This window comes from Myxococcus sp. CA005 (genome assembly GCF_006518205.1).
In the GTDB taxonomy this organism is placed as follows: Bacteria; Myxococcota; Myxococcia; order Myxococcales; family Myxococcaceae; genus Myxococcus; species Myxococcus xanthus.
In genome coordinates this window covers 121,479-135,015 of the sequence record NZ_SRLV01000001.1, presented here as the reverse complement: position 1 = coordinate 135,015, position 13,537 = coordinate 121,479, and the positions used below count along the sequence as shown (strand labels likewise).

Here is a 13,537-nt window from a genome sequence, read left to right as displayed (position 1 = left end):
GCGTCACGCTACACGGCTAGACGCCGTCCAGCACGCAAAGGGCCAGCGCCCGGAAGGTGTCGCCGCGGGCAAGCACGGCGCCTACATCCACCTGCGCCGGGTCCCCTCCGCGCACCTCCGCGTCCAGCCGCGCCAGGACGCGCCCCGCCGCCAGCGAGGCCGGCACGGCGCGGAAGGCCGCCACCGCCGCCGCTTCCATGGCCGGCACCGGACCGGGCCGGGCCAGCTTGACGCCGTCTTCACCCAGCGCCAGCGCCAGCGCGCACAGGTAACTCAGCTCGGAGGCGCCGAAGCAGGACAGCGCGCCCGCGCCCAGTACCAGCACGTCGCCGCTGGCCAGGTACGCCTCCACCCCGCCCACCGGGTCCACCACGAGTTGCAGCGAGCCCGCGCCCAGCGAGGCCAGGACGGGACGAAGCGCCGCGGCGAGCCGGGGCAGGCGCTCGGCCGTCACCGGCACCGCGCCGGCGGGTACCCGGTGCTCGAAGCCCGAAGGCACCGGCAGCGTGGACACGGGGGCCTGAGGCGCCGCCGCGTCGCTGGAGGACAGGGCCGCGCCCACGCCGTCCGCGCGCTGCGAGTCTTCCGTCCGGCCCAGCGCCCGCAGGGCCTCCGCGTAGAGCGTCCACCCATCCACGTCCAACGGGTGCTCCCGGAGCAGGTGCGGCCAGATGCGGACGGCCAGGGACACACCCTCGGGCACCGTGGAGAGGTGCTCGGCGGCCATGCGGGTGACTTCAGGGGACAGCTCGCCGGCCTCGAAGAGGCGCGCGGCGAGCCGGGCTCCGGGCGACACCAACTGCGCGTCCAGGTAGCCGCGGAGAATGGCCTCCAGCACCGCGGGTTCGTCGGTGAGCCGCTCGCGCAGGCGCAGGGCCTCGCCGGTGAGGCCGCGCTCCTCCGCCAACCTCGCGCGGCGGGCCAGCCGTTCGTCCGTCTCCGGCAGCCGCTCGAGCTGCGCGGCCGCGTCCGCCACCATGCCCAGGGCCTCGTAGGCGTCCGCCAGCCGCTCGCGGTAGGTGTTGCCGGACTCCACGCCCGCGGCCTGCTCCAGCCGCTCCACCAGCGACACGAAGACAGCGGGCTCCTCGCCCAGGTCCACCAGCGACAACAGGTGCCGCAGGGAATGGAGCTGCGCGGGGTCGTCCTTCAGGGCCTGTTCGAAGGCCTCGCGCGCCTCGGGCAGTTGCTCCAGCGGGCTGAGCAGCAGCTCTCCGCGCTCCAGGTGCAGGACGGCGCGCGCCACCGCGTCCGACTCTTCGCCGGCCACCTGAGACAGCGTGCGCACGCAGGCCTCGTAGCGGCCCAGCTCCAGCTCCAGTGCGTAACGCTCGCGCAAGAGCGACTTGCGTCGCGAGGGCCAGCCGTCCGCCGCCATGGCCAGCGCTTCCACGCGCACCGTGCCCGGCTGCGCATGCACTTGCGTCAGCACCGCCTCCGCCAGCGCCTCCGGGAGCTTCTCCAGGGTGGGCAGCAACAGCGTCAGACGGGCCGCGAAGCCCGGCTCGGGCGCCAGCTCTTCCAGCGCGCGCAGGCGAGGCAGCACCGAGGCCGCCGCCGAGCGGAGCACCTCATCGCGCAGCGCCACCGCGAACGCGGCGTCACGCGCGGCGGACAGGCCCGCGAGCTCCAGCAACCCTTCCGCGTCGCCTTCCGCGCGCAGGCCATCCGCCAGGGCCGAGGCATGCGCGGGGTCCGCGTCCGCCAGCGCGGCCAGGGCCCACAGCGCCTCTCGCGTGCGCGCCGTGTCGCCCGCCTGCGCGGCCATGGCCAGCGCGTCGGTCAGGTCGCCCGAGGCCATGGCGGGCGCGAAGCCCACTTCCAGCGCGCGAGCGAAGGCCCCCAGCCGGCCGAAGCGCTCGGCCAGCTCCGAGGGCGCGAGCATGTCCGATGCCTCGGTGGCGATGCGCTCGAACACCTCCAGCGCCTCACCGTGCTCTCCCGCCTTCTCCCAGAGGCCCGCGGCCTCCAGCAGCAGCGGGGGGCGCTCCTCCGGCGCCGCCAGCCGCGCGGCCTGAAGCAGCGCCCGCGCCGCGCGAGGCGCCTCGCCCGACGCGCGGTACAGGTGGGCCACTCGCAGGGCGGCGTCGACGTCCGGCTCCACCGAGGCGGCGTCCTTCGCCGCCTTCAGGGCCTCCGGAAGCTGTCCCGCGGACTCGAAGCCCCGCGCGGCCGCCATGAGCAGCACCTGCCGCTCGCGGCCGGAGGCCAACTCCGCGCGCGCCACCTGCACCTCGGCGCGGCGGGCGGGGGCGTCCTTCAGCAGCGGCTCGAGGGCTTCCAGCGCGTCCGCGTAACCCGCGCCCGAGGCGCCACGCGCGGCCACTTCCTCCAGTGCCTCGCGCGCCACATCCACGCGGCCCGCGTCACGCGCGAGCTCGGCCAGCTCCAGCCGCAGCACCGCGGCCTCGTCGGCGTCCTCGACGCGCGGCACCCACTGCTCCAGCGCCTCCAGCAGCCGCGTGGAGTCGCCCCGCTGACGCAGGCCCGTCACCAGTGCCTGGAGCGCGGTGAGGTCCTCCGGCGCGGCCTCCGCGGCGCGCTGGGTCAGCGTCCAGGCCGCGTCTTCATCCGCCAGCGAGCTGGAGGCCACCGACGCGGCGGCCAACAGCAGCTCCGCGGCGCGACGGCCACCCGCCGCCTCCGCGCCCGAGGCGTACACGTCCAGCAGGTCGCCATGACGTCCCAGGGCGTGCAGCCCCGCCACGGCCCGGTCGATGACGGACGCATCCGCGGGACGCAGGCGCGCCAGCGGCAACAGCGCGTCGATGGCGTCCTTCGGGTCGTCGAAGAGGTCCGCCGCGCGGCGGTAGAGCACCTCGGCGGTGGCGGCGTCCTCCGCATGGCGCGCCAGTTGGAGCGACGCCCGGTAGAGGCCCGGCGCGTTGCCCGTGCGCGAGTGCACCTCGGCCAGGAGCGACAGCGCCTCGCGGCCGCGCTCGCCTTCCGGCTCCAGCGCCACCACGGACTCGAAGGCATCCGCCGCGTCGTGGAACGCGCCCGCGCCGAGCGAGGCATGGCCCAACCGCAGCCAGGTCCGCGTGCGCACCGGCACCGGCAGCGCGTCCCCGCCCACGTCCAGCAAGCGGCGGTCGTAGGGGCGCGCGGCGACGGGGCCTCCACCCTTCGCGGCCAGCTCGGCGCGCGCGGACAGGGCGTCCACGTCATCCCCCGCCAGGGAGAGGTATTCGTCGAAGGCCTCCGCGGCCAGCAGCGCCTCGCCCGCGTCCAGCAGTCGAGCGGCGCGCTCGCGCAGCAGCGGCAGGGCCTCCGACGTGGACAGGGCCGCGGCGCGCTGGGACAGCAGGTCCGCCAGCCGGCGCACGTCACCGGCCGCGCGCTCACGCACGCGCTCGAAGGCCTCCGCGCTCGCGGGGCTCAGCTCGAAGGCCTGGTCCTCGCACAGCAGCGCCCGCTCGCGGGCACCGGCCGCGCGGAAGGCACGGGCGGCGGACAGATAGCTCTCCGCGGCGCCTGCGGCTTCCTGGCGCTGCGCCCTGCGCAGCATCAGCTCGGCGAGCGCCTGGTGGTCCTCGGCCTCATCCAGAAAGGCGAGGTGCCGAGCGAAGACGGGCTCGCGGAACGGGTCCGCCTCCAGCAGCACCGCGTCGAACTCCGCGGCGTCCGCGTGGCGCTTCACCTCGTGTAGCAGCTCCGCCGCCTGCGCGGTGAGTTCCAGGTCGTCCGGGCGCGCGCCACGCGCCGCGATGAAGGCCGCGGCGGCGGACTCCGGGCGCCCTGCCCGGTCGCGGTACAGCACGGCGGCGCGCAGGAACAGCTCCGCGCGACGGGCCGCGTCGGGCTCGCCTTCCGCGCACTCCTCGTACCAGGCCGCCAGCTCCGCCAGCCGGCCGTCGCTCTCCAGGAGCTTCTCCAGCAGGCCCTCGGCCTCCGTCAGCGCCCGGTCCTTGCGCAGCGCCGAGCGCAGCAACTCCTCGGCCTTCGCCACGTCTGACAGCACGCCCAGGTTCAGCCGCGCCAGCCGCAGCAACACGGCCGCGGCCTCGCCCGCGTCATCCAGCAGCGGCAGCGCGCGCTCCAGCCAACGCGCCTCGGCCTCCGCGTCGTCGCGACGCTCGGCCAGCGCCGCGCCCAGCTTCGCGGTGCCCAGGTCCACGGCCAGGGCAAAGGCGCGCTCCAGCGCGACCTCGGCGCCGGCGGGGTCCAGCTTCACGTCGCGCAGCAGCTTCGCCCGGTAGCGCTCGCACGCCGCGGCCTCGGACTGCTGCCCCCGCGCCTCCAACAAGTCGCGCGCATCCGCCAGCGCCCGCAGCGCGTCGTCCGCGCGGCCCAGGTCGACCGCGAGCCGGGCCTCTTCCTGATAGGCCTCGAGCGCCGCGTCCGGGTCCCCTGCCTCGAGGCTGAGGGTGGCCACCTGGCGCAGCTCCGCGAGCAACTCCACGGTGCGGCCGGTCTCCCGGTGCAGCGCCGCCAACCGGCGACGCAGCGGCAGCGGCTCCGACGCCAGCGACGCGGCGCGCGCCAGCAGCGAGGCCGCCACACCCGCGTCCGCGAGCACCTCGCGGGCCCGCGCCGACAGCTCGACGAGCCGCTGCACGGTGTCCTCGGACGGAGCCAATGCGTGCGCGTGGGTGACGCGCACGTCGAAGGCGCCGCGCGGGTCATCCTTCTCCAGCAGCGCGGCCAGACGCATGACGGCGGCCTCGCACAGGGGCCGCTCCACGAGCAGCTTCCGGTACGCCGCCACCGCGCGCTTCGTCTCTCCGGTCTGCTCGGCCAGCTCCGCCAGGCGCAGCCACGTGGACTCCGCGGCCTCCGGCGCGCTTCGGAAATCCGCGGCGGCGGCGAGTGCGTCTTGCAGCGGCAGCGCCTCGATGACCGCGCCGCGCAGGTAGAGCAACTCCGCCAGCGATGCCAGCTCCGGCCCCTGCGCGGGGACCAGCGCGTGGGCCTTGCGCGCCAGCTTCAGCGCCTTGTCCAGGTCGTGCGCGCCGCGTGCGTAACCCGCGCCCTCACGCAGCAGCAGCGCCGCGTCGTGCGCGGTGGCGCTCTCCGCCGCGGTCTCCAGCAGCGCCGCGGCCTCACGCAACTCCCCACGCTCCGCCACCAGCGAGACGAGGCGACGGCGAACGGCGGCGTCAGACGGGGACAGGCGCAGCGCCTGCCGCAGCGCGGCCTCGGCGGGCACCGGCTGCGACAGCCGGTCCAGGTAGAGGCTGGCCAGCTCTGCGTACATCGCGGCCGCCTCGGCGGGCGCCACATGGGGTGCCTCGGTGGAGAGCAGCTCGGCCAGCGCGGCCCAGTCCTCCCGGGTCCGCAGCACGCGCTGGAGCGCGGCGGTGGCCTGCGCGTGCCTCGGGGCCAGCGCGAGCGCGGCCTCCAGGCTCTGCCCCGCGTCCGCCATGCGGCCGCTGGATTCCAGCAGCGCGGCGCGCGCCAGCAGTGCCTCCACGCGGCGAGGCGCGGGTCCCTGGAGGGCCGCCTCGGCGAGCGCGGCGGCCTCGTCCTCCGGCTGGCCATCACGGCGCGCCAGCTCGGCGAGGGAGAAGAAGGCGTCACACCGCTCCGCCGCGGACAGCTCCAGTCCAATGGCCGCGCCCAGGGCCTCGCGCGCGAGGGCGCGCTCGTCCTTCTCGACCAGCGTGGCGGACAGGGCCAGCAGCCGCTCGCGAGCGCGGGCGGCGAGGTTGGCGTCGGCGGATACGGCGCGGCGCCACACGTCCAGCTCCGCGGCCTCATCGCCCGACTCGCGCGCCAGCTCCGTCAGCGCGAGCAGCAACGAGGCGGGGCGACGAGAACCCTTCGCGGCCTCCGAGAAGTCATCGCGCGCGGCGGCCACCCGGCCCGCGGCGCGGTGAAGCACGGCGCGCCGGGCCAGCAGCTCCGCGCGCGCCTCGCCCGAGGCGGCGGCCACGAGCGTGCTCAGCAACTCCAGCCGCTCCGTCTCCTCTTCCGGCGTGCCGGTGCCGGGTGGAGGCAGCAGGTCCAGCAGCGACTGCGCCGCCCAGGTGTCTTGCGGCTCCTCCAGGCGCAGGCTGCGCAGCGCGTCCACCGCGGAGGTGGCGCGCCCCAGGCCCAGCGACAGCTCGGCCAGCTCGCGGCGGGCGGCGCGGCGCGGCTCGCCGGACAGGCGCGGCCACAGCTCCACCAGCAGGTCCGCCAGGGCCTCGCGCGCACCCGCCTTGCGGTGCAGCGACGCCAGCTCCACCCGGGCGTCCAGATCTTCCGGCGCGCGGGCGCTGTACTCGGCCAGCAGGCGGCGGGCGGCATCCGTGCGGCTCGCGCGCACCGCCGCGGTGGCGGCCTTGCGCGTCAGGGCTACGCGCTCACTCTCGCGAGGCGCATCGCCGTCCGCGGGCGGCAGCGCCAGCACGGCCTCGAAGTCCTCCAAAGCGGCGCGGGCATCCGTGGGCAGACGCAGCTCGCCCCGGCGCTGGCGCGCGGGCGCGTAGCTCGCGTCACGCTCCAGGGCGTCCGCGAGGAAGGCCTCCTCGCGGCTGGTCCCCGCGGCGAGCAGCGAGGCGCGGAACAGCAGCTTCGCGCCAGCGCGGGCCTCGGGCATCAGCGCGGCGCGGCGCGCGTACAGGCGCGCGGCCTCCAGCTTCTCGCCTCGCTCCAGCTCCAACTCGGCCAGCGACTCCAACACCTCGGCGGCCAGCGGGCCCTCGGGGTTCGCCTCCAGCGCGGCCGTCAGACGCATCAGCGCCGCGGCGTTCTCGCCTCGCTCGAGCAGCGTACGAGCGCTCTGGAGGAACAGCGGCGCGGCCTCCTCGGCGCGGTCGGCGCCCATCAGCGCCTGGGCGCGGTTGGCCCACAGCTCGGCCAGCGCCTGCGACTCCCCGGCCTCCGTGTAGAGCGCTTCCAGGCGCGCGGCCAGGGCATCATCCAGCCGGCGCAGCGGGAAGGCCTGCGCGTAGGCGGCGATGGCGCCTTCGCGGTCCCCCAGCATCTCGCACGCGCGACCCAACCGGGAACGCACGTCCGCCAGCTTCTCCGGCGCCGCCGTGCGAGGCAGCGTGGACAGCAAGCTCTCCAGTGCGCGCCGCGCATGCTCGGGGCGCTCGCAGCGCAGCGACAGGTCCGCCAGGTCCAGCAGCACCGCGGCGTCCGGCGCCAGCCGCGCGGCCTTCTCCAGCGCCACCAGCGCGTCACCCACGCGGCCCAGCCGGGCCTCCAGCACTCCGGCCAGCTCACGCAGCGCCGCCGCGGCCAGCCGCTTGTCGCCCTGCGCCTCGGCCACCCGCGCGCGCACCTCCAGCGCGTCGGCGAGCCCCGCCATGTCGGCGCGCTTGCGCTGCAACGCGCACAGCTCGCCCAGCGCGGGCAGGTCATCCGGCTCGGCGCGCAGCACTTCCTGGAGCGCGTGGACGGCCAGGTCCAAATCGAAGGCGAGGTCGCGCGCGGCCACCGCGAGCCGGCGGTACTTCTGCGCGCGCTCCTTCAGGTCCGTGGCGAGCCGCGCCAGCGAAGACAGGCACCGCGTCAGCAGCGCGCCGTCACGCCGGGCCTCGGCCAGCGCCAGCAACGACTCCAGCGCGGGCCGGTGGTCGCCATCCGCCTCCAGCGCCAGCAGGAGCAGCCGCTCCGCCTTCTCCGGCTGTTGCAGCTTGCCCCGGTACAGCTCGCCCGCCTCGGCCCAGGCCGCCGCGCGCTTGCCGGGCGCGTCCTGGAGCGCCGCGGCCTTCTCCAACGCCTCCGCCAGCTCCTGCGAGCGGCCGGTGGCGCGGAAGTACGGAATCAGCTCCTCCAGCGCCACCGCGTCGCGCGGATCCAACGCCAGCGCGGACTCCAGGTGCTCCCGCGCGCGCGCAGGGTCACCCAGCCGCGTGCGGTACAGCCGCGCCAGGGCGTGGTGGCTGGCGTGCGCGGCGTGCCGCACCCCTTCCGAGCGCGGCGCCGGCCCCGCCAGCTCCAGCGCCTGCTGGTAGCCCGCGAGCGCCTCCTGCAACCGGCCCAGCCCTTCCGCCACACGGGCGGCGGCGAACAGCGGCTCCGGCTCACCGGGCAGCAGCGACACCGCCTCCCGGAAGCGCAGCAGCGCGTTCTCCGGCTGCTTCAGGCCTTCGTCCCACACGCGGCCGGCCATCAGGTCGGCATGGCCCACCCGGTCCAGTTCGTGGCGGCCCATGGCCACCTCACGCAGACGGTCCAGGGCCTTCAGCGCGCGCAGGTGCTCACCACCGCGATGGCACAGCTCGCCCAACAGCAGCAGCGCGTCCGGATGGTCCGGCGCCAGCCGCAGCGCGGCCTCGCAGTGCAGGCGCGCGCCGGCGATGTCGTCTTCCGTCTGCGCGCACAGCCGGGCCAGGTGCACGTGCGCATCGGCGGCCTCGGCCGGGTCGCGAGCGAGCGCCGCCAACCGGCGATAGGCACGCACCGCGCCCGCCCTGTCGCGGGCCTGGTCGGACGCACGCGCCAGCGCCTTGAGCGAAGGCAGGTGGTCGGGCTTGAGCCCCAGCAGTTCGTGCAGCGCCTTCACCGCCACCTGGGGCGCGGTGTCGCGCGAGCAGCGGGCGGCGGCCTCGGCGGCGAAGAAGGCCGCGGCCTCCTCCGAGGTCCGGCGCGCGAGCGCGCACAGCGCCAGGTAGCGCTCGGCGGCGCGGGCACCTTCGCCCCGGCGCTCGCGCACCACGGCCTCGCCCCAGAGCGAAGCGGGGCTGCGGTCCCTGCGGCGTTGCAGCGTCGCCGCCACGTCCAGCGCCAGGTCATGCGCCTGCGGGTCCGCCACCATCAGCGACAGCAGCCGCTCGGCGGCGAAGGGGTGCGCGTCCTGCGCGTCACCGGCCTGGAGATACGCCTGACGCGCGTCGGCCAGCCGGCCCTGCGCGATGAGGCCTTCGGCGTCCGCGAAGGCGCGCGCGCCTTCCAGTGCGAGCAGCAGCTCCTCGTCCGGGGGCGACGGCGGCGGCAGTCCTCCCGCGGAGAAGCGCAGGCGCAGGCCCGTGCTGGAGACCTCCGCAGCCGACAGGCGCGCGGTGTCCAGCGTCGGCATCTTGTAGCCGCGGCTGACCGCCGCCAGTTGGCACAGCGCGGGCAGCACGCGCGTGGAGAATCCCGTGGCCCCGCGGACCTCGACATCCGGCACCAGCGCCAGCGCGCCCATGGCCGCGGACAAGAGCCCCGGCACCTGCACGGACGGCGTGGAGGAGAAGCCATAGAGGCGCACGTCGTAGAGGTAGACGGCGAGCCGCTCCCCATCCGCGTCGAACGCCACCTTGAAGGTGAAGGGCGTGTGCTCCGGCGCCGGCAACCGTCCCTGGCCTTCGAGGTAGCCGGGCCGGAAGTGCAGGCGCAGGTCCTCGATGCCGGCCAGACGCCCGGCCAGCTCCGCCACCCGGCGCGTCACCAGGTCCGCGTCGACGGACAGCTCGAGGAAGCCGAAGTGCAGCTTCTTGCGCTGGTAGCGCGTGGCGCCGGCGCTGACGTTGAAGGGGAAGCTGACGTCCGGAATCTGGAGTGCGAAGTCGGAGATGCGCAGTCCCGGCAGGACCTCCAGCGCCGGGAAGCCCACGAACGCCCTGCGGTCCAGCAGGCGCAATTCGGGGGCGGCGGCGCGCGCATCCAGCGCCGTGGCGGGCTTGGGAGAATCGCTTTCGGTAGCCATCGCGGGAGCAGGGACGTTAGCACGGGCTCCAAGCCCTCGAAATTTCTGGCAAACCCCAGCTTGTGGGGCAAGCAACGAGGCGTGATGGCTCCCTGAATCCAGGGTGAAGGAACGGGCTGCGCGCTGGGCCGAAGTCGGACAAGATGCGCCCCGCGTGCTGGCCCCTGACTCCCTTGTCCTCGACGGTCGCTTCCGGGTTCTCCGTCCGCTGGGCTCGGGCGGAATGGGTGAGGTCTACCTTGGCGAACAGGTCTCCCTGGGCCGCAAGGTGGCCATCAAGGTCCTGCACCATGACCTCCACGCCCAGGCCGGCATGGCGGAGCGCTTCAAGCGCGAGGCGCGCCTCCTCTCCGCCGTGGAGCACCCGGCCGTGGTGCGCATCGTCGACTTCGGCGAATCCGGCGACCACGCCTGCCTGGTCATGGAGTTCGTCGAAGGTGAGAGCCTGTACGACGTGCTCACGCCGGGCCCCATGCCCCCGGGCCGCGCGCTGCCCCTGCTCCAGCAGTTGGCGGAGGGCCTGGCCGCCATCCACGACAAGGGCATCATCCACCGCGACCTGAAGCCGGAGAACGTCTTCATCTCCAAGAGCGCCCGGGGCGAGCAGGCCCGGCTCCTGGACTTCGGCATCGCCCGGTTGGTCGAGCCAGACGCCGCCAGCAGCGTCAGCCAGATTGGCGTGGTGCTGGGCACGCCGGAGTACCTGTCGCCGGAGCAGGCCGTGGGCGCGAAGGTGGACACGCGCAGCGACCTGTACTCGTTCGGCGTGCTGACCTACCGCGTGCTGTCCGGGCGGCTCCCCTTCGACGGGCCCCTGCCGCGAAACTTCCTGTCGCAGCACGCCTCCGCCGCGCCGCTGCCCCTGGACCGCGCGGCCCCCACGCTGTCGCGCTATGTGGGCCTGCTGTCGCTGGTGATGCGCCTGCTGGAGAAGGACGCGAGCAAGCGTCCCCAGAGCGCGCACGAACTGGCCGACGCGCTGGCCGCGGCGCACTCCGCCCTCTCCGCCTTCACGCCCGGCCTGGGCACCCCTGCCTACGTCCCGCAGCCCGGGAGTGGCGCCACGCCCTCCTCGGGCACGTCGGTGTTCGGCACCGGGAGTGCCTCGGGGAGCAGTTCGGGCCCCACGGGCACGGCGGCCTTCGCGGGAGTCGCTCCGGCGCCGCAGGCGAGCAGTGGTACCGCCGCGTTCGGCGTGGCCTCCAGCAGCGGCTCGGCCTCGGGCGCCCTGCCGGCGGCCTCCCCGCACACGGGGACGGCGTCCTTCGGACTGAAGTCCTCCGGCGGCGTGGCCGCAGTGACGGGCGGCAACGCGTCGGTGGTGAAGCCGCAGAACCTCACGGTGATGCTCACCGACATCCAGGGCTTCACCGAGCGCACCAGCCGGCAGACGCACGAAGAGAACGCGCGGATGCTGGAGACGCACGACAAGCTGCTGATGCCCCTGGTGAAGGAGCACGACGGGCGACTGGTCCAGAAGCGTGGGGACGCGTTGCTGGTGGTGTTCCGCTCCCCCACCGCGGGCGTGCTGTGTGGCATGGCCATGCAGGACCGGCTGTGGCGCCACAACCAGACGGTGCCGGAAGTGGACCGCCTCAACGTGCGCGTCTGCCTGCACGCGGGCGAGGTGCTCGCCACGCCGGACTCCGTGCTGGGCGAGCCCATGGAGGTCATCGAGGCCGTGGAGCATGTCGCCAGCGCGGGTGAGGTCACCTTCACTGAAGCGGTGAACCTGGCGCGCAACCGCGCGGAGGCCACCGCCGAGCCCTGCGGCGCCATCACCCTCCCCGGCCGCAACGAGCAACTCCAGCTCTACCGCTGCCAGCGCGCCGCGGAGGGCCCGCCCTTTGGAGACCGCTTCGCCTCGCAAGGCAGCCGGGGCAACGCGCTCGCGCCCCTGCTGGCGAAGCTCCAGGCCGTGAAGCTGCCCACCGGACTGGGGGAGCTGCTGCGTCAGCGGAGGCGCGAGGCGGCGCTGGTCGCCGGCGCGGTGGTGCTCCTGGGCGCTGGCGCCGCGTGGCTGAGCCAGCGCAACGACGCTGGCACCCGGGCCTTCGCGCTGCTGGAGGATGGGAAGCTGAACGAAGCCCTGGCGCTGATGGACGCCGCCACCGACGAGGAGAAGGAACTGCCCTCGCTGAGGCGCGCGCGCGTGGCGGCGAACCATGCCAAGGGGCACCACATCAGCGAACGGACTGCGCTCAGCCACCTGAAGGAGGAGGAGCTCGAGGACGTGGAGCCGCTCATCCTCGACGGCCTGGCGGAGGACTACGGCAAGGAGCCTCTCACCGTCCTGGGGAATGCCCTGGCCCGGTTCCCGAAGGACCGCTTGCGCGCCCACTACGAGGACCTGGCCGAGGAGGCGTACTCCCTGCGCCAGTGGGGCGCGCTGCGCTACCTGGAGTTTGTGAAGGCCGCGGACGGGGTGAACCTGGTTCGCGCCTATAGCGAGGCGCTGAACTCCCCGGACTGCGACATCCGCACCCAGGCCGCCAACCGTCTCGCGGGCCTGGGTGACGCGGATGCCATCCCCGCGATGGAGCGCGTCACCTCGCTCCCCAAGGCGAAGGGCCTCCTGGGCAGCAAGGACTGCGGCCACGAAGCAGCGGCGACCGCCATCAAGTCACTCAAGCAGAAGAGCGACTGACTCAGTCATCCCGCCGGGCGTGCCCCTTCTTCTTGCCGCGCCCGCGCCCGCGCCGGTCATCGTCGTCCCAGTCATGTCGGCGGGCCTTCACCTTGTCATCCACCCGCAGGAGGCTGCGCGAGTACGCATCGAAGTCCAGGTGCAGGTGGCCCTTCGCCCTCCGCGTGGAGGCATGGAACTTCACCCGCCACACGTCCCGCCCCTTGCGGTCCGCGTCCTTCAGGCGGCACTCATAGCCACGCGAGCGACATTGGTTGAAGCCCAGGTTCACCGCTTCCCGGTACGTCATCGCCACCGGACGATGCGGAGGAGGCGGTGGATGCGGAGAAGGTGAGCGGGTGTGCAGGACACAACCCGAAGCGAGCATCAGACAGCCAATGACAAGGGCGAGTCGCATGCCACCCATGACGCATCAGCGCGGCACATCTTCAAAGCCACGCAGGGTATGAGCCAGGCACTGGAAAGTTACAGCCCTTCAGGCGACGCGAACGCCGCGAACAGCTCACCGGCGAGATAGGCCCGCGAGCCCTTCGCGGCGGGGCGGATGTAGTCATTGACCACGGGCCCGCCCTGCTCCAACTGGTGCCTCGACGGGAAGGACAGGTTCAACCGGCTTCGCGCGACGCCCTTGCCGCCCCGGTGGATGAAGGTGACGGTGCCATGCGCATCCACGGCCTCCACCACGCCAATGTGTGTCATGCCGTCATTGCGGCGGCCATCGCGGTTGCGGTCATACGTCTCACGGAAGAAGACGAGGTCTCCGGGACGCGGCGGCTGGTGGTGGACGGAGCCGACATCCACCGCACGGCGGAAGATGGCGGAGACGGCGTTCTCTCCCGCGCGGAAGCCGTGCGCCACCAGGTCGATGCCGGCGGAGCGGTACGCCAGGCGCACGAAGCCGGAGCAGTCATCCGGAACGCCGCGGCTGACTCGGCGCAGGCTGCGCATGCCCACGAGCTGGAGGGAGCGCTGGACGATGGAGCGCGACATCTGCGTAGGCGCGAGCACCACGTCCCAAAATCGGCCGGTGGTGCTGGCGGGCCCCGTCACCTGCTCGGCCGCCCGCAGCGTGGCCTCCAGCACGCCCGCGCTCACCCACTGCGTCGCCACCACCGTGGGCGCGACTTCGGTGGTCCCCAGTTCCACCGCAGTGACTGGCACTGGCACCGGCTCCGCGAGGCCTCCTGGCGCGGCCACCGTCACCGCCTCCGTCGTGGCGACGGGCTCCGAGGGGCGCGGCTTCACAGTGGCACACCCCACGAGCACGCTGAGGGGGAAGACGGCAAGGAGTGGAAGGCGGAGCGACATGAGGGGCCGCATTCAAA

Annotated in this window: 4 protein-coding genes; 1 reads left to right on the top strand and 3 read right to left on the bottom strand. The window is 74.4% G+C overall.

From position 1 onward, the window contains the following. Positions 1–16: 16 nt before the first annotated feature. The gene (locus tag FMQ63_RS00495; protein WP_011556351.1) at positions 17–9,565 is read right to left on the bottom strand and encodes a flagellar hook-length control protein FliK; all 9,549 of its coding nucleotides are present in this window, start codon (positions 9,563–9,565) and stop codon (positions 17–19) included. Between the two features lie 223 nt (positions 9,566–9,788). On the opposite strand from FMQ63_RS00495, the gene FMQ63_RS00490 reads away from it, so the two are divergent. Beyond that, positions 9,789–12,212, top strand: coding sequence for a protein kinase (locus FMQ63_RS00490; protein WP_026113848.1), 2,424 nt, complete (start codon positions 9,789–9,791; stop codon positions 12,210–12,212). Position 12,213: 1 nt separating this feature from the next. On the opposite strand, the gene FMQ63_RS00485 is transcribed toward FMQ63_RS00490, so the two are convergent. Both FMQ63_RS00485 and FMQ63_RS00480 read right to left on the bottom strand, forming a co-directional pair. Then, on the bottom strand, positions 12,214–12,609 hold the full coding sequence (locus FMQ63_RS00485; protein ID WP_225909552.1) for a hypothetical protein: 396 nt from the start codon (positions 12,607–12,609) through the stop codon (positions 12,214–12,216). Positions 12,610–12,677: 68 nt separating this feature from the next. After that, the gene (locus tag FMQ63_RS00480) at positions 12,678–13,532 is read right to left on the bottom strand and encodes an NlpC/P60 family protein (protein WP_011556354.1); all 855 of its coding nucleotides are present in this window, start codon (positions 13,530–13,532) and stop codon (positions 12,678–12,680) included. Positions 13,533–13,537 lie beyond the last annotated feature (5 nt).

Coding starts and splice junctions, on each gene's coding strand:
- FMQ63_RS00490 (WP_026113848.1), top strand. CDS start 9,789: ATGGGTGAGGTCTACCTTGGCGAACAGGTCTCCCTGGGCCGCAAGGTG.
- FMQ63_RS00480 (WP_011556354.1), bottom strand. CDS start 13,532: ATGCGGCCCCTCATGTCGCTCCGCCTTCCACTCCTTGCCGTCTTCCCC.
- FMQ63_RS00485 (WP_225909552.1), bottom strand. CDS start 12,609: ATGCGACTCGCCCTTGTCATTGGCTGTCTGATGCTCGCTTCGGGTTGT.
- FMQ63_RS00495 (WP_011556351.1), bottom strand. CDS start 9,565: ATGGCTACCGAAAGCGATTCTCCCAAGCCCGCCACGGCGCTGGATGCG.